We start from the raw sequence: 18,550 nt of genomic DNA, 5'->3' as shown, positions 1-18,550 counted from the left end.
CCTAACGTAGCCGTTTCGACGGTTGGGACACCTACATAGCGCTCCGAAGGGAACAATAGGGTGCGGCGGCGCGCTAGTTCTTGAACGCGCCGGCGACGAGGAGCGGGAAGACCAGCGTCGCCTCGGCTTCGACCTGCGTGTAGTTCGTGTCGTGGTCCTTGATTTTCCCCCACGATACGGCTTCGTTCGGGGGCGCACCCGACAGCGATCCGTCGCCCTCCATCCCCGTCGAGATGTAGACGACGTAGTCCGCGCCGCCGCGGAAGAGGTTCGTCATGATGGCGTGGTGCTTTGGGACGCCGCCGCCGACGGCGATGAGACCGGTTTCGTCCGCGAGGAGGCCGTCCTGGATGAGCGAGTCGTAGTCGTCGAGAATCTCGATGCCGACCTCCTTGTCGTAGCCCTGCCGGTAGTAGTAGAGGAAGTTACCGACCTCGGCGTCGGTGAGCGCCGGGCAGTAGACCGGCACGTCGTTGTCGGCCGCCTGCTTCAACACCGAGTGCTCGTCGTCGAGCGTCGCGCCCAGTTCGCGGGCGAACGCCGTCGGCGTCCGCACTTTCTCCTCCGCGAAGAAGTCCTCGAAGAAGTCGTAGAGGTACTGTTCGAGCCAGACGTACCGGTCGGAGGGGACGTAGATGTTGCCGAGGCGGTTGATGCCGCGCTCTCGGAGTTCGCCCTCGTCGGCGTCCCACGAGCCCATCTTGAACGGCTTGGCGGTCTTGATGACGTCCTCGGTCAGCGACCCAGAGGTCGTGATGAGCACGTCGACGAACCCCTCGCGGACGAGGTAGGCGACGGCCTCGCGCAGGCCCGACGAGACGATGTTCGAGGTGAACGTCAGGTAGACGGTCGCGTCCGCCTCCTGCATCTCCTCCGCGATGTCGATGGCCTCAGCGAGCTGCGTCGCCTGAAAGCCGGTCGTCGCGTACGCGTCGAGGAACTCGTCGAAGTCGAACGCGCCGTCGAAGTCGTAGCCCCGAACGTCGGCCGAGTCGATGGCCTCGTCGCTTCCGGGGACGACGCGGTCGTGAGTGTCATCTTCGGTCATCGGGTACGGCTCGCACCGGCGCGCTTGAATCAGTTCCGTTTGGACGCGAAAAACCGCGTGACAGCGTGGTGATTCACACCAATTCGCTCGGAGACAGTCACCGCACCGAACGCGACTCGTCGGCCTCGACGGACTCGGGGCGAGTGTACCACCACGCCCACGCGACGAGTACGCCCTGAAGCGGCAGGCGAAGCCACAGCGCGGCGTCCGAGAGCTCCCGAAACGCCGCCGGAACGCCGTCGAGCACGATGTCGCTCATCGCCATGTAGACGTTCGCGGGGAAGACCGCAATCAGCAGTGCGATGAGCCCCCACGCGGCGACGCGCTGAGTGCGGCGGACGCCGACGCCGACGCCGAGGGCGATTTCGACGACGCCGGAGACGTAGACGAGAGCGAGCGCCGCCGGGAAGACGGGCGGAACGACCTGCGCGTACGCGTTCGGCACGACGAAGTGCATCACGCCGGCGAGGACGTAGAGGCAACCCATCGCGTACCGGAGCGGCGTCTTGAATCGGCGGAGTCGTTCGGTGGCGAGAGTCATCTCGAATCGACGTTGGGCCGGCGGTGGAAGACGCTGTCGGCGGCAACGACGCGGCGGCAACGACACGGCGGCCACGGACGCTTTCGAAGCTCACTAATCAAACAGTAAGACAGTAGATATACTGATAATTTCATCCGTCCGTCTCGTGGCCGAAGCGACCGAAGTCGGGGCAAACCACCGGCGGGCTGGGAGCCGACCACGGGACTCCCGCGTCGATAGCCCCACCCACGACGACGGCGTCGTTTGCCACGAACAGGTGAGATTCGGGCGATTGAGAGTGTTACGGTGATATCTTCGTGGCGGTGTGAACGCGGTCGCACGCGCCGCGGTGGAGCGGGTGCGTTTCGGGGCATCCAACAGTTCGGGAACGCGTCCAAATCACGACCGAGGTGGGACGTTCCCGACTGCTCGGCTCGTTCGAACGAAGAAACGCCGAGTGTGGCGCTGTACGCCCCCGAATCGACAGGGGGTGAGACAGACGATTCGTCGGAGGAACGTCGTCGTTCCAAGCCGCGGTCGGGACCGCGACCGGCGAGAGAGAACCATCAGAATATCTAGTAGAAAATAGTTTGTTTTCCGAGTATTCGCCGCGAATCCGGCGTCGTCGAACGCGGCGTCCGAACTACGGATAGTACGGTCGGATATATATCGCTACTAGCAACTGACTTGTGGGTGTTGTCGAGAGCCTGGGCTATGTCCGCAGATGGACGACAGACAGAGCCGTTCGTAGAGACGTTGATAGAGGGCTGTGAGAACATCCCGGCGGAGCCGACGCCGGGCGACTACGTGGTGGTGGACGTGACCCACTTCTCGGCGACCGTCGCGGAACTGCTCGCGCTCGGTGCGGAGTACGTCCACGTGACCGACGAGCGCGGCGACGAACCGGCGTACCAGGAGGACCACCCCGACTGTCTCATCGGCGGCGGCAAGACCGACGACTACGAGCCGAACCCCGGCTACGACTTCTTCAACTCGCCGAGCTACGTCCAGCAGTTGGACCTCGACGGGCGACCGACCGCGATGACCTCCACGAACGGCGGGCGCGCCGTCTCGACGCTCCGCGAGCGCGGCGGGTCCGACGTCGAGGTGTTCGTCGGCGGCTACACGAACGCCGCGGCGGTCGCGGACCTGCTCGAAGCTCGCGGGCGGCCGGTCACTATCGTCGCCAGCGGGTCGAGCGGCCAGCCGACGCCCGACGACACCCTCGGCGCGGCGCTCATCGACGAGTGCCTCCACGGCGACGGCCTCACCGACCGCGACCGCGAGCGGTACGCGCGCCTCCTCGTGACCGCGAAGGGGCCGCGATACGAGCAGAAACACGAGATTCGGCGGCGCGACCTCCACGAGTTCGAGACGGCTATCGACTCCCGGTCGGTCGTGCCGGTCCTCCGCGGCGACCGACTCGTCCCCGCGAGCCGGGTCGATGTCTGAGGCGACGCCCGTCCAGCGACCGCGGTTCGGTGCGTCGATGGACATCCGCTACGCCGACGAGGTGGCCTCGTTCGCCGGGTTCCTCCGGCGGTTCGACCTGAACCACGTCGAACTCCGCGCGGGGTATCTGGACGTGCAACCGGGCGAGCGAGACGCCGAGCGCCTGCGGGCGGTCGCCGAGGAGTTCGACGTGAGCTACACGGTCCACGGCCCGCACCTCGACGTCGCGCCCGGGAACGTCAACGAGCGCCTTCGGAACGCCGCGGTCGCGGCGACCAAAGAGGCAATCGAGCTCGCCGCGGCAATCGACGCCGGCGGCGTCATCGTCCACGGGGGGTCGGTTCGGACGCGCTACCCCGACCACGTCCGCGAGCACACCCGCGAGCAGGCGGTTCGAACGCTCCGCGAGTGCGCCGAGTTCGCCGCCGAAGTGGGCGTCCCGGTCTGCCTCGAAAACCAGCGCGACAAACCGGGCACGCGTCGGCACACGGCGACTCCGGACCGACTCGCCGCGTTCCTCGACGACGTCGGCGTCGGCGACGAGTTCCTGAAGCTGACGCTCGACGTGGGGCACGCGAAGGCGACCGGCGTCGATTACGAGCGGTTCGTCGAGCGGTTCGGCGACCGCATTCAGGTCGCGCACCTCCACGACAACGACGGCACCGAAGACGCGCACGAACCGCTCCCGTCGTTCCGGTCGGTCGCCGCGGACATCGACGCCCCGTACAACGTCTTGGAGATGAAGTCCCGCGCTGACGTCGAGCACTGCATGAGCGGGACCGACGCCTGACGGTCGGGGTCGACGTCGGCGTCAGCGTCGGTGTCGGCGTCGGCGGCATCGCCACCGCTCGATTCCCGGTTCCGTGCCGTTCTTTTTTTTGACGCGAGCAGTTCGTGCAGTCGCATCCGAAGCGGTTCGCGAGCGCCGCGGCCGGTCGGCGTCCGGAGCGCGATATACTGATGCGATTGCTATGTACTGCCACCGATTACTCCACAGAGTATAGTCGGATATACAGTCGTACGCTGTGCTCATACCAACGATTAACCAATTCGCTTAACGACCACCACCCGGATGGTGACAACGTCCAACAACTCGAGTAGTGCGTTCAGTTTCGACCACAGGGACATGATGGCGTTCATCCTCGTCATGTCGCTGCACGGTTTGCAGAGCATGATTACGGAACTCCTGCCGGAGTTCTCGATAGGCGGGTTAGGCGTCTCTATCGGACCGTTCTGGTTCGTCGCGATGTCGGTCGTTCTCCTCTTCCGGTCGTTTTGGGCCTGTCTCGCGATTCCGGTCGGCGGCATCGTCTTCGGAGAGATTCTCATCGGTGACTTCAGCGCGCTCGGCGCGGTCGAGGGCCTCATCGTCATCACGCTGTCGTGGTTCTTCGCGATGTCGCTCATCACGGACCCGAAGAACGTCAAGCAAATCGCGGCGGTGGGCTTCCTCGCGAAGGCGATGGAAGAGACCGCGGCGTGGTTCATCGACGTCGGGAAGTTCTACGTCGGCGTCGAAGAGCTCGAAGCGATTTCGTGGCTCCCCGAGACCGTGTGGGCAACCGAGGGAATCGGGGCGCTGCTTCAGATTATCATCGCCGGCGTCGTCTTCGGGGCGATTCCGACGCTGTTCCTCTACCCGCGACTCCGCGGGAAAATCGAACCGCTGCTCGGCATGAGCCCCGTCGAGGGCCGCGACGGCCCGATGTTCACGCGCACGTCGCTGAAGCGACTCATCGCGTGGGTGGCGCTGATACCCGTCGCGTTCGCGTTCGAGACGCTGAGCGAGACCAGCGGCGGGCTCGTCACGTTCACGCCGGAGTTCGTCGAAACGTACGGCCAAGCGTTCCTGTTCGTACCGATTGCCATCGCGGCGGTCATCTCGTTCGGGCTCGTCGCCTACCGCCAGCGCAAGGTCGACGGCTTGCAGGACTGAACCCCCATCTTTTGTTTTCATGAGCAGCAACAACATCGTCGTCGAGGACCTGACGTTTCAGTACCCCGGCGGCGACGAGGCGGTACTGCGCGACGCGAGCGTGACGATAGAGCCGGGCGAGTTCACGGCCGTCGTCGGTGGCAACGGCAGCGGCAAGACGACCCTGTGTAAGACGTTCAACGGCCTCATCCCGCACTTCTTCGAGGGGACGTTCGACGGGCGCGTCAGCGTCGCCGGCACCGACACCCGCGAGTCGGACGTGGCCGAACTCTCGAAGACGGTCGGCTACGTCTTTCAGGACTTCGAGAACCAACTCGTTCAGGAGACGGTCCGCGACGACGTGGAGTTCGCGCCCCTCAACCACGGGCTCGACGACTACGCCGAGCGGGCGACCCGCGCGCTCGAAACCCTCGGTCTCGACCACCTCGAAGACCGGTTCATCTGGGAGCTGAGCGGCGGCCAGCAACACCTCGTCGCGCTCGCGGGGGTGCTGGCGATGGACCCCGAATTCATCTTCGTCGACGAGCCGGCCGCACAGCTCGACCCCCGAAACGCCCGCGAGACGTACGAACAGCTCCGACGACTCAACGAGGAGCGCGACAAGACGGTCATCGTCATCGAACACCACTCCGAGTTCATCGCCGACTACTGCGACGAGATGGTGCTCGTCTCCGACGGCGGCGTCGCCTGGAAGGAACCGGTCGAAGTCGGCCTCAACAGGCTCGACGACCTACTCGCCCACGACATCCACCCGCCGCAGGTCACGCAAATCGCCGACGGCCTGCCGTCCGAGGCGGGCACCCTACCCAGTGGTCGGTATCCCGTGACCGTCGACGAGGCGGCAACGGCGTTTCAGCCCGCCACGGCGCGCGGGTCGCGGGCCGCGGTCGACGGCGGCGCGGTGGCGACAGCCGGCGCGGACACCGGCGGCGCGCCGACCGACGGCGAACAGGATAGGGACGCGCTGGTGACGATGCGCGGTGTCGGTCACGGCTACCCCACGCTTCGAGAGGGGTACAACCACGTCCTCGATGGGCTGGACCTCGAACTGTACGCGGGCGACCGGGTCGCCCTCGTCGGTGCCAACGGCTCCGGGAAGTCGACGTTGTTGCGGTTGCTGACGGGGTTAGAGTCCCCCGACCGGGGGACGGTGACGGTTCTCGGGCGCGACACGAGCGAGACGCTTCCCGAGCAGTTGGCCGACGACACCGTCTACATCCACCAGAACCCCGAGGAGATGTTCGTCGAGGACACCGTCCGCAAGGACATCGCCTACTACCTCGAGAACCGCGACGCCCCGAACGTGGACGACCGCGTCGACGAGATTCTCGCGTATCTGGACCTCGAACACCTCGCGGACCGTGACGGTCGCCTGATGAGCCTCGGCCAACAGCGCCGCGCGTCGCTCGGCATCGGGCTCGCGACCGACCCGACGGTCGTCCTCCTGGACGAACCCACGGGCAGTCTGGACCTCCAGAGCCGCCGCGAGGTGACCGGCATGCTCCGGAAGGCCGAGAGCCGCGTCGAAACCGTCGTCGTCGCCTCGCACGACCTGCAACTGGTCGCGGCGTGGGCCAACCGCGTCCTCGTCATGGGCGAGGGTGAGGTGCTCGCGGACGCGCCGCCGGCGGCGGTGTTCTCCGACCCGAACCTCCTCGCCGAGACCGACCTGCGCCAGCCGCAGGTGGTCGAACTGAGCCGGCGACTCGGGCTGGAATCCCCCGCCCTCAGCACCGACGCGATGTGCGAGACGCTGGCTCGGTCGCTCGGTGACGACGTAGTCGAAGCTGGCGGTGGCGGTGGCATCGGTGAGGCCGGCGATAGCGACGACGAAGCCGAGTCGGACGGAGGGGCGCGATGAAGTACGTCGACGCGCTCACCGACATCTCGGTCACCGACATCAAGGTGGACCTGATGCGGACCGCCTACGACAACGAGGACGCCCTGTTGAACAGCTTCGACCCGCGCGTGGTGCTCGTGTGGACCGTGCTGTTCATGATTATTCCGTGGCTGTTCTACGACACGCTCCCGCTGGCCATCCTGCTCGCGGCGGCCTTCGCGCTCGCCGTGCTCTCGCAGGTCAGCAAATACCTCCTCGCGTTGCTCCTGTTCGGCCAAGTCACCAACGTCGGCTTCTTCGTGGTGTTGGTCCCGCTCATCGGCGGGGCGATGCGAGCGGTGGGCCACCTGGGTGACAACGCCGGTCGGGTCGTCGAAGGCGTCACGACGGGTGATGTGAGCGTGTTCGCCGAGACCGGAACTATCGTCGCGGCCGCGGTCGGTCGGGGTATCCACACCGCCACGACCAGTCAGGAAGTCGGAATCGACGCCGTCGGGGCGCTCGTCCCGTTCTTCCTCAAGCTCACGATTATCTCGGTCATCAGCCTCGCCGTCTTCTCGGCGATGAGCCCGCAGAAGCTCAGCAAGGGGATGTTGCGTCTGGGCGTCCCCCGTCAGCTCACGTTCGCCATCGCCTACGGCTACCGGATGATGCCGCTTCTCGTCGAGGAGTACCACGCGCTCATCAACTCCTTCCGCCTCCGGAGCAAGGTTCCCGAAAAACAGGGACTGTTCAGGTGGCGCTACTTCTCCTACCTGCTGACGCTCTCGGTCAAGGCGTTCTACCCGCTGATTTTCAACGTGGCGAAGCGCTCGCGGGTCACCGTCGAGGCGATGGAGACGAAGGGGTTCTCGCGCTCGCTGGGCGACGAACAGAGCCAAGCCCTCCGGACCGAGGGCATGATGGTGCGGACCCGAGACGTCACGTTCGTCTTCGGGTCGCTGCTGTTCGTCGCCGCAGTCTGGGTGTTTACCTGAGCTGACGGCACGCGTCGGCACGCGTCGACCCGCGAACTATTTTCGACTCCGTACGACTACCGAACACGGGGGACGGCTACCGAACGGAAAGTGAGGCAGACAATCCACATAGCAACCACTTCATCGGACATCGCCGTCAACGAGAGTATGCAAGCGAGACAGACGCCGCCGGTCGGACGCGGGAGACGCTCGGGGTGTGGTGAACCGAGATGAAACCCGAAACACGGACGCGAGGAGTGGACGACGAATCAGCGGAGGCAAGCGAGGAACCCGCCGGAGCCACGCATCGATACCTCCCGTGGGCAGTCGCCGCCGGGTCGGCAATCCCGGTCGTCGCGCAGCTCGCGGCGCTCCCGCCGGACCCGACGACGGCGGCGCTCGACCTCGTCGGCGAGGGCGTCGTCGTCGCCGTGCTCTTCGCGTGTCTGTTCGTGGTGCGACGAATCCGCGACCCATCGGTCTTCTATCCGTTGGCGGGCGGCGTCGCGGCCTCGTACCTGTTCGCGCTGACCGACTTCCTCGACGAGTTCGTCGAACAGCCCGTCTGGTTCAGCTACCTGTTCGAAGACGGCGCGCAGGCGGTCGGCGCGGTGCTCCTCGTGTTCGGCCTCTATCGGTGGACCGTCGCGCGCCAGCGACGGGAGACAGAACTCCGCCAACAGCGCGAACAGCTCGCCGTCCTCAACCGCGTCCTCCAACACGACATCCGCAACGACGCGCTGGTCATCCGCGGGTGGGCGTCGGTCGTGCGGAAGGAGGCCGGGTCAGGGGCCGACGAGCGACTGGAGAACATCGTCGCCGCGAGCAACGGCATCATCGACCTCACCGAGAGCACGGCGCAGTTCACCGACGTGCTCACCTCGGACCGCGCCGCCGACCTCGAACCGAAGCCGCTTGTCGAAACCGTCGAGACCGAGCTTCAGAAGGTCCGCGCCGGGTACGACGCCGACGTGGTCGTCGCCGGCGACCTCCCCGAGGTAAACGTCCTCGCCCACAGCATGCTCTCCGCGGTCTTTCGGAACCTCCTCGTCACGGCGGTCGAGCGGGCGGACGCCGAGCGCCCGCAGGTCCGTCTGCGCGCCGATTGCGGCGCGGAGACCGTGACCGTCCGCATCTCCGACGACGGAGCGTCGTTCCCCGAGGACGCCCTCCTCGACGCGGGCGAGACCGTCGCGGAGACGCCCGACTCCCGAACCGGTCTCTCGCTCGTCGCCGCGCTCGTCGAGCAGTTCGGCGGGAGCATCGCGGTCGAAAACGACCCCGACGGCGGCACGACCGTCGCAGTCACCCTCAGAACCGCCGCGGACGCGACGGAGTCTCCCACCGACCGGGTCGCTGAGAACGCCGGCGACGCCGAATCGACGCCCGCGGGGTCGCCTGCGACGAGCGTCGGCGGGGACGCCCGAGACGACTTCGCCGCCGTACATTCGGACCGCGAATCGTCGGCCGGCCGAGGCCCGTCGGCCGGTCGCGGCGACGCCGCCAACTACTGAGGCTCCGTCTCGGCTTCTCGTTTGCACCCGCCGTCCTCCGTCTCCACCTTCGCACCCTCGCCCGGAATCACGTCTCCCCCCGCGTCAAGCATATGTGCACGCACCGAATAGCAGTCGGTAGTGAGCGACTCACACGACTCCCCGGGCGGGAAACGCGGCCCCGAGAGCAAGGTCAGCCGACTGCTCCGCGAGCGCGGCTTCGACGGCTTCGGCGCGGAGCTCGAACGCCGCTGGACCGCTGAGGCGGGCGCGCGGTCGAGCCTCCGCGACCTCGCTGACGCGTTCAACCGTCGGCTCCTCCGCGCGGCGCTCGACGGGCGAAACGAGCGCGCCCTCGACGGCGAAATCGAGACCCTGTACCGCGTGCTCACCGACGACGACGTGTCGAGCGGGGCGCGGACGAAAGCGGTCCACCGACTCGAACGCACCGGCGTCGACGTCGAGCGACTGGAGGCCGACTTCGTCTCGCATCGGGCGATGCGCACCTATCTCACCTCGTACCGCGGCGTGACGCCGCCCTCAGAGACCGACCGCGACGACGGCGACCTCCGCGAGCACCGCACCGAAACCATCCGACGCCTGCTTGGTCGCGTCGAGCGCGTCACCGAGAAGTCGCTGTCCGACCTCGCGGCCGCCGACGAACTCGACGTCGACCCCGAGACCGCCGAGGTGTACGTCGACGTTCGCGTCCACTGCCCGGACTGTAACGCTCACTACACCGTCGAATCCCTCATCGACCGCGGCGGTTGCGACTGCGACTAACGCCGCTTCGCGCATCGTCCTCCCCGATATCGAGCATCCCGAAGCGACTGGGTTCCGAGTTCGAAAGCCGTTCCGAAGCCCGCCGCGGTTCGAAACACGTTCCACCGATATCTGTGGAACGAGTTGTATGCCACCGCCGTCAGACGGAGATACGAGGCAGAAAGACGAATGGCACGAAGGCCGTCGCGGACGAATCGACGACTGAATCGACGATTGACTTCCCGAGACGGCTCAAACCGCGGTCTCAAGACGCCGATACGCGGATTCGAACTCGGGGCGAGAAACACGTTCCAAAGATATCTATGGAACGGGTTTCGGACTCGTCACCAACTGTTTTCACGGACCCCGGTGTGGACACCGTATGGCCACGACGAACGGACCGGCCCGCCTGACCGTCGCCGGAATCGGCGGCTTCGACGAGACCACCGTCGCGTTCGAACGCGGCGTCACCGTCCTCACGGCGGGGGACGCCGCCGACCGAACGTCGCTCCTTCGGGGTCTCGTGACCGCGCTGGGAAGCGACGAGTACTCGCCCGACTGCGACGCCGATACCGACGACAGCCGGGTCGAACTCGCCGTCGAGGGCGAGCGGTACGTGCGGACGTTCGCGGGAGAAGGCGACCGGGTCGTCGCGTCCGGCGACCCGTATCTCGACGACCCGGCGGCCGCCGACCTGTTCGCCTTCCTCCTCGGCTCGAACGAGGCCCGACAGGCGGTCACGGCCGAACGCGACCTGCGGAAACTCGTCGTGCATTCGGTCGACATCGACGCCGTCAACGAGGAAATCGCTGACCTCCGCGCCGAACGCGCCGAGTTGGACGACCGAATCGAGGCGCTCGCGGCGCTCGAATCCGAGCGGCCGGGGCTCCGCGACCGCCGCGACGAACTCGACGCGACTATCGAGCGACTCGAAGCCGAGTTAGCGGACCGGCAGGCGACCCTCGACGGAATCGAATCGGCGGCGGTCGACGGCGACACCGACGCCGAGGCGAACCCCGAACCCGACGCTAACGGGTCCGATGCAGAGGCGCGACAGGGCCGGCGACGGGAGTTGTACGCGGCGCTCGACGACATCGAGTTCGAACTCGAAGCAGAGCGAGAGTCGCTGGACGCGCTCGACGCAGAAATCGACGACATCGAATCGGAACTGGACTCGCGTCCCGCCGACCCGGCCGCCGAACTCGACGACTTGACCGCCGAACTCGCGGAGTCACGGGCGCGAAAACGACGACTGGATGCCGACATCACGGACGTGCAGCGGACGCTCCAGTTCAACGAGCAGTTCCTCACGTCGGAGACATCGCCCGTCGCCGCCGCGAGCGAGGTCGAACGCGAGAGCGAGAGCGAGAACGACGAAAGCGACGGCGAGTCGGACGACGGCGACAGCGTCGTCTGTTGGACGTGCGGAACGTCGGTTCCCGAAGCGAGCATCGAATCGACGCTCGACCAACTCCGGGCGCTCCGCGACGACCGCCGCGAGGAGCGCGCCGAACTCGCAGACCGCATCGAACGGCTCCAAGAACGCCGGTCGGAACTCGAAGCCCTGCGAGAGCGACGACGGGACCTCGAAACCCGACGCGAGGAGTTACGCCGCGAGCGCGCCGAGCGTCGGTCCCGCGTCGAAAACCTTCAAGCCCGACGCGACGATGTCGAATCGGACATCGTCGACCTGCAACGCGACGCCGAGGACGCCGAGGCGGGCGAGGGCGACCGCGCCGCGCTCCTCGACGCCCACCGCGAGGTCAACCGCGTCGAATTCGAGTTGGAACGGCGGCGCGAGGAACGCGACGCCGTCGTCGACGAACTCGAAGCCCTCGACGCCGAACTCGACCGACGGACGGACTTCGAAACACGGAAGGATGAAATCGACGACCGAATCGACGGCCTCCGAGACCGCATCGAACGGCTCGAACGCGCGACGGTGTCGGCGTTCAACGACCGCATGGCGGACGTTCTCGACGCCCTCGAACACGACCGACTCGCCCGTGTCTGGGTCGAACACCGGAACGACGGAGACGGCGACGACGACGCGCTCTCGACCGGACGGTTCGTCCTCCACATCGAGCGCCGGACTGACGACGGGAAGACCTACGAAGACGTTATCGACCACCTCTCGGAGTCGGAGCGCGAACTCGTCGGCCTCGTGTTCGCCGTCGCCGGCTATCTCGTCCACGAGGTGTCCGACGACGTTCCGTTCCTCGTTTTCGACTCGCTGGAAGCCGTCGACGCCGAGCGCGTCCGCCGACTCCTCGACTACGTCCGCCCGCACACCGACTATCTCGTCGTTGATGTGTCCGGCGAGAGCGCGCGAGCGCTCTCCGAGTCGTACCGACGACTTCGGGCTCTGTGACTCTGAACTGCCGGGTCGAAAAGAGCTAGGCATGACTGGCCTATGTCTGTAATTATAACCGCTGAAAACGAAGTACTCGGGGAGCAGCCCGAAGCCACGCAGGGGGTACACGGGTGGGTCTGTTATGCACGGCCGGTCTTCATCGGTACGACGGCAGCGAGAGTCAAACCCACGTGCGACGGTGTCGACTGCGGTAGCTACCGATTTCTCGGTGTGATTCCACCATTAATAGAATTTATCTGTCCCCCGTCGAGGCCGTGGGGTCCGTGTTACTGAACCTGAACGACCCTTCAGGTCGTACTCTTGGCCGAGAACGTGGGGGAACTCGACGACGTTGCCTCCGTTTTCCCCGTGCTGGTAGTAGTTCCATTGTATTCCTTTTGCCGTGCGGGCCAGCGTCGTCGATGGCGTGAGAGATGATTCGTCGTGTACCGACGGTGCAGCGCGCTGAGTCCGTCAACGACTGACACCGAGAGAAACGCCGAGGCGGGGTTACTACGGGGGCCTGTTTGTCATCAGTCATGTAGATAACTAGCACTTCTAATATAGGCCCGGGTGGAGTGAGAATATATCAGTATCTCATAACCCGATGTAGTAGTACCTCAAAAGCACAAAATATAAGCTTAAATCCGGTTTTGGACACAACTATATTTATTTATCCAAATTATCCAACTTATTTAGATTTTTCAGAATATATTATACGTTTCCTCCTCCCAGTAATAATGCCATTAGTAATCAATACTCTTGGTCACTAATCACGTCGCGGACGGCCGGGGTCAGTCCCGCTATGAACTGCATTAGTTATCCAGACGATTCGCTCATTACCAGTCGATATACCCGAATTCGGAGGGTTCATCCGTCCCCTACCACGGTTTTCTCATACATGGGCATACGTCGTTGTAGCCAGTGGCAGTCTCCCTCTTACCGCCAGCGACCGAGGAGGGGGCGTTGACAGCATGGCGTCGGTCATCGCCGTTCTCGCAATCGCACTCTTGGCGGCTCTGTTTATGTCGTTCACCGTCGGTGCAAACAGTAACTCGGCACCCGTCGCGCCCGCCGTCGGCGCGAACGCTCTTTCGGTTCTCCGAGCGGCCCTCCTCGTCGGCATCGTGGCCGGACTCGGAGCGATTCTCCAAGGTGGCAGTATCTCGGAAACCATCGGCAAGGACCTCGTCACCGGCGTGTCGATTACGCCGCTCGCGGCGGCGGCGGCCCTGCTGACCGCCGCGACGCTCATCACAATCGGCAACACCTACGGCTATCCAATCCCGTCGGCGTTCACCGTCACGGGGGCGATGATCGGGGCCGGTCTCGCCCTCGGCGGCGGCTTCGCCGTCGACGAGTACGTCGTCATCCTCGGGTTCTGGTTCGCGATTCCGCTCGTCGAGGGCGTCCTCGCGTACGGACTCGCGCGCGGCCTTCGAAGCGACGCCATCCCCGAAACCGTCGGGATTCCCGTCCTCGGTGGCGCGGTCGGCTACGCGTTGGCCAACATCCAGCTCACGGTCATTCCAACCGCAGCCGGTACACAGGGGTCAGTCGCCCGATACCTCGCCACCACGTACCAGTTCCTTCCGACGGTCGTCGGCGGCTCGTACACCCTCGGGATGGTCGTCGTGAGCGTGGTCGGCGGGCTCGTTGCGCTCGTCGGGACACGGGCGTTGCTCCACCGCGACGAGACCGCGGGCATCAATCAGTTCCTCGTCGCGCTGGGGCTCGTCGTCGTGTTCACGAGCGGCGGCACGCAAGTCGGCCTGGCGACCGGTCCGCTGGAAGCCGTGTTCGAGACTGACCTCCAGCTCTCGTCGATTTACCTGCTCGCGCTGGGTGGCGGCGGCATCCTCCTCGGGGCGTGGATTCGAGGGCCGCGACTCGTTCAAGCCGTCTCGAACGAATACGCGTCGCTCGGGCCGAGGCGGTCGATAGCCGCCCTGATTCCCGCCTTTCTGATCGCACAGCTCGCGATTGTCCTTGGGATTCCAATCTCGTTCAACAAAGTGATGATTGCGAGTATCGTCGGAAGCGGACTCGCCGCCAGTTCGTCGGGCGGAAGCGTCTCACCGCGGAAAGTCGGCATCACGATCGGGTCGTGGGTCGGGTCGATGCTGGGCGCGGGCGTCATCAGCTACGGCCTGTACCTCCTGTTGAACGCGGCCCCGGTCGTGGGGTAGTCAGGAGACGAGTTGGTCGATAATCTCTTCCTCCGCGGCCTGCGTTTTCATCCCCTCCCACGTCTCGAAATCGGTCGTGGCGACGATATACTCGTTGAGGCGGTCACGCGAGATGTCTTGGGCGTCGTCGATGTCGTCGAATTCCCACGGACTCTGCTCACAGAACCCGGCGAACGAGTCGAACTCGGTGTGGTCGCGCATGAACGACTGCGAGAAGAAGGCGTCCGACTGGACTCGGGTGCCCGCTTGCAGTTCACCGATTCGAGTGAGCGCGTTCCCGACTCTCTCCTCGAGGTCCTCCAGCTCGGTAATCTGAAGTTCCATAGCGGGGGTGGCGTCTCGACGCGGGTAAAAGCCACGACCAGTCACTGGCGTCAGTTCGAGGAGACACACGGCCCCCGCGTCCGGTTCGTACCTCGTCGGACCGGAGGGCCTGAGGACTCGTCGGAGCCGGATAGATTCCGAGACACGGAAATGGGCCACGTTCTGGGGATGCCGGTCAGGGCGTGTGTCATCCACCTCTCCGCGTCGAGGGCGGCACAGAGGCCGGCGACGAGCGCGAAGAGCGCGACCCACACGATGACGCCCACCTGACTCGGCGCGAGCTTCTCCGGCGTGTCGACTATCTCTTGTAGCGGCCGCATCTCGGTGACGCTCTGGTCGATTTCTATCTGTTCGCTCGGCGGCTCGCCGTGCAGCGCCACGTACCACGTCGGCAGGAGCACCGCGACGACGAGCAGCAACACGACGACCGTCCCGCGTCTCACGGTGACTCACCCCGCGCACCGACGCCCCGCCTCACACTCCAACCGGGCGTCGCTCCGTTCACCCGTTTGGCCCCGAGCAAGCACGTATATATCATACTCTCGAACACGATTCCCGCGTGTTCGTCATCTATCTTGAGCCGATGGAGGATCTCTCTGAAGACGATCTCTTGGCGTTCGACGAAGTGTTGAGGCGACGGAACTCGGACGGTCGAGCGGGAAGGACGTGTATCAGATCACTCTCAAACTGGCCGACGTCGTCTCGGAGGCGTTCGCGCCGGAACGGTTCACCGCGACACAGATGGAACCGACGGTTGTCACACCGGAGGGCTGGTACGAGAAGAAACACTTCCAGACCTACAATGCGTTCAATGGGATTCGATGTGAGGAGTATGGAATCGAGGTTGAACTGATTTCAATCTCTCAGAATCCATCTGGAGACGATGTGTCATCTCAGTATGGGCTGACTGATCGGCAACACGAGGTGCTCACCCCGGCCATCGGTCAAGGATACTACGAAAGCCAGCGCCAGGTCAGTACCGAAGAACTGGCCGAAGAAATGGGTATCTCGCAACCGTCTATGTCGAGCCTCCTCCGCCGCGGTGAGCGTCAACTCCTTACCTCGGCACTGGGTTCACAACCCGAGATTGACAGCCTTTCTCGATAGTCTTGAATCGTTTCGTGACCCGTATGCCGCGATCCAGTATATAAGTGCGCTTTCAGTATAGCATAATGCGAAACGTACAACCGTTTTACCAGTAACCGATGTCAACAGGTTTCGGTTCGGAACTGGACGGACAGGTCGCAATCGTCACCGGCGCTTCGTCCGGGATCGGCAGTGCGACCGCTGAATCACTCGCTTCTCGAGGGGCGAGCGTCGTGATCGCCGCGCGGCGCGACTCGTGGACTGAGTGACCCGACAGTGACGTGACGAGGGAGCGTTTCGATGTCGGGAACTCGGCACCGAGCCTCTGAATATTTAAATACGCTTTCCAGATAGCACCGAGGCCAAGCCCGCGCCCGCCCTCTGTTCAGTCGATGTCAATAGACACCGAATCAGGCCTGCTGGACGGAAAGACGGCCATCGTCACGGGCGCGAGCAAGGGAATCGGCAAAGCCATCAGTGAGCTCTTCGCCGAGGAAGGCGCCTCGGTAGTGCTCACCGCTCGCGGCGAAGGAGCACTGAACGAAACGGTGGACGGAATCACGTCCGACGGAGGAAACGCGATCGGAGTCGTCGCGGATGCGACTGACCCTGCGTCGCCAGAGCGCGTCTTCGACAGGGCGATTGAAGAGTTCGGCCACGTCGATATCCTCGTCAACAATGCTGGCTACGGCGAGATGGTACCGATAGAGGACACTACTGACGAGCATTTCGAGGAAACCATGTCCCTCAACCTCTTCGCCGCCTTCCGTCACTCCCGCGAGGCCGTGCAGCACTTCCAGGAACGAGGTGAGGGAGCGATCGTGAACGTATCGTCAGTGAACGCCGCCAAGCCCGTCATGGGCGTCTCTTACACCACGAGCAAGGGTGCCCTCAACACGATGACGAGGAACATCGCCATGCGATTCGCCGGGACTGGAATCCGTTGCAACGCGATCGCACCGGGAGTGACCGAAACCCCCTCCGCTGAGGACTGGCGGAGCGGAGATATGGAGGGCGGCAACGAGATAATGGACATCGCCGAGAAGTACGTCAATCTGGACGTCCCGGACACGGAGCCGCTCGATCAGGCGTACGCCGCGCTGTACCTAGCGAGCGATCTGTCTTCGGCGGTCACGGGGCAGGTCCTCCAAATCGATAACGGTGGATGGCTCTGATGACGACCGGTGAGAACAGCCAATAGCAAAGCCACGGAAGTACGACCACTATGGAGCTTCGATTGACCATCGGGGACACAGTCCTCACGGGCAGCCTCGTAGATAATACCACGAGCCATGATTTCCGCGCTCTGCTGCCACTCACCGTGACGCTTCGCGATTACGAGGAGACCGAGAAGGTTTGCGACCTCCCCCGTCGCTTGTCCACGGACGACGCCTCGACCGGTCTCAACCCCGAGGTCGGGGACATCACGTACTATGCGCCGTGGGGAAATCTCGCGATATTCTATCGGGACTTCGACTACGCCTCCGGACTCGTCAAGCTGGGTCACATCGACTCGGGGATCAGGCTATTCGAAAACGCGACAGAGGAGTTCACCGTCACCATCGATCTCGTCGACGAGCCCACGTCCTGATCGCTGTCTTCTCTAACCTACCTGGTCCAGTCCCCGGTGTATTTAAACAAACTCTTCAGATAGCATGGAAGCCAAGCCATCTGACGTTCAAATTGAGAGTAGTACAAGCAATGAATCTCAGTAGGGGTCGTTCGAAACCAATCACCGGGAGATACGACACGGACTCCGCGGAAAACGTTCGGATCGACTCATCGTTCGACCCTCGAGACGAGACCAACGCGGCGGCGAACGTTCCGCTCGGACTACGCGATCATATTTCGTGGCACACCCGCTCGGCCGGATGGTGCATAGTATGACGGTCACGACTGAATTTCGCCTCAGTTCGCCTTCGCTCCCCCTCGTCAGTCTCGCCGAATCACTTCCATCGGACCGAATCGAGTGCGTCCACGGTCTCTGTCTCGAACGCGACTCTAGGGTCTTCGTCGTCTATCTCGACCCGACCGACGACGTCTTGGTAGACGACCTGTCCGACTTCGAGGAAATCGTCGACGCGACAGCCCTCGACCGGTCGAGTGGCAGAGACATCTACCAGCTAACGGTTGAGTTGGACGCCCTCATCTCGGAAGCCTTCGCCCCCGAACGGTTCACCGCGGCGCAGATGGAACCGACGGTCGTCACACCGGGGGCCTGGCACGAGACGAAGTTCTTCGAGAGCGACCGGGCGTTCGATGGGTTCACGGACCGCTGTGAGGACTACGGCATCTCGGTCGAACTCGTCTCTATCGAGCAAACTGCCACATCGTCCAGTACGTCTTCACAGTATGGATTGACTGATCGACAGCATGAAGCATTGATCCTCGCAATGTCTCGAGGATACTTCGAGAGCCCCCGACAGACCTCGACCGAAGAGTTGGCCGAGGAGATGGGAATCTCGCAACCCTCGATGTCGAGTCTCCTCCGCCGCGGTGAACGACAACTCCTCAATTCGACGCTCGGTCCACAGACGAACTTAAGCACGCTTTCAAGATAGCACCAGTTCCGTGGTGACCGGACGCGAACG

The 18,550-nt window shown here is 64.2% G+C and carries 16 protein-coding genes and 2 pseudogenes; 14 read left to right on the top strand and 4 right to left on the bottom strand.

Annotated features, from left to right (window positions below; genetic code table 11):
* Window positions 1–73 precede the first annotated feature (73 nt).
* A complete protein-coding gene (locus DEQ67_RS19690; protein ID WP_004062009.1) occupies window positions 74–1,048 on the bottom strand; it encodes a deoxyhypusine synthase in 975 nt (324 codons plus the stop codon).
* Between the two features lie 97 nt (window positions 1,049–1,145).
* On the bottom strand, window positions 1,146–1,589 hold the full coding sequence (locus DEQ67_RS19685) for a DoxX family protein (protein ID WP_115891556.1): 444 nt from the start codon (window positions 1,587–1,589) through the stop codon (window positions 1,146–1,148).
* Window positions 1,590–2,282: 693 nt separating this feature from the next.
* Here DEQ67_RS19685 and DEQ67_RS19680 point away from each other — a divergent pair.
* The 9 genes from DEQ67_RS19680 to DEQ67_RS19640 all read left to right on the top strand — a co-directional run bounded on the left by DEQ67_RS19680 (window position 2,283) and on the right by DEQ67_RS19640 (window position 14,549).
* Window positions 2,283–3,020, top strand: a complete 738-nt coding sequence (locus tag DEQ67_RS19680; protein WP_006600132.1) for a 2-phosphosulfolactate phosphatase — start codon at window positions 2,283–2,285, stop codon at window positions 3,018–3,020.
* Complete coding sequence (locus DEQ67_RS19675) at window positions 3,013–3,810, top strand: sugar phosphate isomerase/epimerase family protein (protein WP_115891557.1); 798 nt, start codon at window positions 3,013–3,015, stop codon at window positions 3,808–3,810. The genes DEQ67_RS19680 and DEQ67_RS19675 overlap by 8 nt, the downstream gene beginning before the upstream one ends.
* 282 nt (window positions 3,811–4,092) lie before the next feature.
* Window positions 4,093–4,956 (top strand): hypothetical protein, encoded by an 864-nt coding sequence (locus DEQ67_RS19670; RefSeq protein ID WP_223174106.1) that lies wholly within the window; start codon window positions 4,093–4,095, stop codon window positions 4,954–4,956.
* Window positions 4,957–4,975: 19 nt separating this feature from the next.
* Window positions 4,976–6,817, top strand: a complete 1,842-nt coding sequence (locus DEQ67_RS19665) for an ABC transporter ATP-binding protein (RefSeq protein ID WP_115861590.1) — start codon at window positions 4,976–4,978, stop codon at window positions 6,815–6,817.
* Window positions 6,814–7,773 (top strand): energy-coupling factor transporter transmembrane component T, encoded by a 960-nt coding sequence (locus DEQ67_RS19660; protein ID WP_115861588.1) that lies wholly within the window; start codon window positions 6,814–6,816, stop codon window positions 7,771–7,773. Before DEQ67_RS19665 ends, DEQ67_RS19660 begins: the two co-directional genes overlap by 4 nt.
* 236 nt (window positions 7,774–8,009) lie before the next feature.
* Window positions 8,010–9,266, top strand: a complete 1,257-nt coding sequence (locus DEQ67_RS19655) for a sensor histidine kinase (RefSeq protein WP_115891558.1) — start codon at window positions 8,010–8,012, stop codon at window positions 9,264–9,266.
* A 120-nt stretch (window positions 9,267–9,386) separates the two neighbouring features.
* On the top strand, window positions 9,387–10,028 hold the full coding sequence (rdfA, locus tag DEQ67_RS19650) for a rod-determining factor RdfA (RefSeq protein ID WP_004041361.1): 642 nt from the start codon (window positions 9,387–9,389) through the stop codon (window positions 10,026–10,028).
* 361 nt (window positions 10,029–10,389) lie between these two features.
* Window positions 10,390–12,378, top strand: a complete 1,989-nt coding sequence (locus DEQ67_RS19645; protein WP_115861584.1) for an archaea-specific SMC-related protein — start codon at window positions 10,390–10,392, stop codon at window positions 12,376–12,378.
* 956 nt (window positions 12,379–13,334) lie between these two features.
* Window positions 13,335–14,549, top strand: a complete 1,215-nt coding sequence (locus DEQ67_RS19640; RefSeq protein ID WP_006600136.1) for an inorganic phosphate transporter — start codon at window positions 13,335–13,337, stop codon at window positions 14,547–14,549.
* On the opposite strand, the gene DEQ67_RS19635 is transcribed toward DEQ67_RS19640, so the two are convergent.
* Both DEQ67_RS19635 and DEQ67_RS19630 read right to left on the bottom strand, forming a co-directional pair.
* The gene (locus tag DEQ67_RS19635) at window positions 14,550–14,873 is read right to left on the bottom strand and encodes a hypothetical protein (protein WP_115803374.1); all 324 of its coding nucleotides are present in this window, start codon (window positions 14,871–14,873) and stop codon (window positions 14,550–14,552) included.
* Window positions 14,874–15,085: 212 nt separating this feature from the next.
* Window positions 15,086–15,316, bottom strand: a pseudogene (locus DEQ67_RS19630) (hypothetical protein); the annotation flags it as partial.
* Between the two features lie 223 nt (window positions 15,317–15,539).
* On the opposite strand from DEQ67_RS19630, the gene DEQ67_RS19625 reads away from it, so the two are divergent.
* From DEQ67_RS19625 to DEQ67_RS19605, 5 genes and pseudogenes are all read left to right on the top strand, one after another.
* Window positions 15,540–15,980, top strand: a complete 441-nt coding sequence (locus DEQ67_RS19625; protein WP_233506099.1) for a helix-turn-helix domain-containing protein — start codon at window positions 15,540–15,542, stop codon at window positions 15,978–15,980.
* Between the two features lie 98 nt (window positions 15,981–16,078).
* A pseudogene (locus tag DEQ67_RS19620) lies at window positions 16,079–16,225 on the top strand (SDR family NAD(P)-dependent oxidoreductase); the annotation flags it as partial.
* 126 nt (window positions 16,226–16,351) lie between these two features.
* Window positions 16,352–17,134, top strand: a complete 783-nt coding sequence (locus DEQ67_RS19615; RefSeq protein ID WP_115861582.1) for an SDR family NAD(P)-dependent oxidoreductase — start codon at window positions 16,352–16,354, stop codon at window positions 17,132–17,134.
* Between the two features lie 50 nt (window positions 17,135–17,184).
* Window positions 17,185–17,550, top strand: a complete 366-nt coding sequence (locus DEQ67_RS19610) for a cyclophilin-like fold protein (protein WP_115861580.1) — start codon at window positions 17,185–17,187, stop codon at window positions 17,548–17,550.
* Between the two features lie 292 nt (window positions 17,551–17,842).
* Window positions 17,843–18,520 (top strand): helix-turn-helix domain-containing protein, encoded by a 678-nt coding sequence (locus tag DEQ67_RS19605; RefSeq protein ID WP_115861639.1) that lies wholly within the window; start codon window positions 17,843–17,845, stop codon window positions 18,518–18,520.
* Window positions 18,521–18,550: the final 30 nt, after the last annotated feature.

The organism is Haloferax sp. Atlit-48N, from assembly GCF_003383015.2.
Taxonomy (GTDB): Archaea; Halobacteriota; Halobacteria; order Halobacteriales; family Haloferacaceae; genus Haloferax; species Haloferax volcanii.
This window is presented reverse-complemented; position numbering and strand designations above follow the sequence as displayed.

Excerpts from the sequence above, each read along its gene's own strand:
- DEQ67_RS19635 (WP_115803374.1), bottom strand. The coding sequence starts at position 14,873 with ATGGAACTTCAGATTACCGAGCTGGAGGACCTCGAGGAGAGAGTCGGG.
- DEQ67_RS19645 (WP_115861584.1), top strand. The coding sequence starts at position 10,390 with ATGGCCACGACGAACGGACCGGCCCGCCTGACCGTCGCCGGAATCGGC.
- DEQ67_RS19685 (WP_115891556.1), bottom strand. The coding sequence starts at position 1,589 with ATGACTCTCGCCACCGAACGACTCCGCCGATTCAAGACGCCGCTCCGG.
- DEQ67_RS19675 (WP_115891557.1), top strand. The coding sequence starts at position 3,013 with ATGTCTGAGGCGACGCCCGTCCAGCGACCGCGGTTCGGTGCGTCGATG.
- DEQ67_RS19610 (WP_115861580.1), top strand. The coding sequence starts at position 17,185 with ATGGAGCTTCGATTGACCATCGGGGACACAGTCCTCACGGGCAGCCTC.
- DEQ67_RS19690 (WP_004062009.1), bottom strand. The coding sequence starts at position 1,048 with ATGACCGAAGATGACACTCACGACCGCGTCGTCCCCGGAAGCGACGAG.
- DEQ67_RS19615 (WP_115861582.1), top strand. The coding sequence starts at position 16,352 with ATGTCAATAGACACCGAATCAGGCCTGCTGGACGGAAAGACGGCCATC.
- DEQ67_RS19680 (WP_006600132.1), top strand. The coding sequence starts at position 2,283 with ATGTCCGCAGATGGACGACAGACAGAGCCGTTCGTAGAGACGTTGATA.
- DEQ67_RS19605 (WP_115861639.1), top strand. The coding sequence starts at position 17,843 with ATGACGGTCACGACTGAATTTCGCCTCAGTTCGCCTTCGCTCCCCCTC.
- DEQ67_RS19665 (WP_115861590.1), top strand. The coding sequence starts at position 4,976 with ATGAGCAGCAACAACATCGTCGTCGAGGACCTGACGTTTCAGTACCCC.
- DEQ67_RS19660 (WP_115861588.1), top strand. The coding sequence starts at position 6,814 with ATGAAGTACGTCGACGCGCTCACCGACATCTCGGTCACCGACATCAAG.
- DEQ67_RS19670 (WP_223174106.1), top strand. The coding sequence starts at position 4,093 with ATGGTGACAACGTCCAACAACTCGAGTAGTGCGTTCAGTTTCGACCAC.
- DEQ67_RS19640 (WP_006600136.1), top strand. The coding sequence starts at position 13,335 with ATGGCGTCGGTCATCGCCGTTCTCGCAATCGCACTCTTGGCGGCTCTG.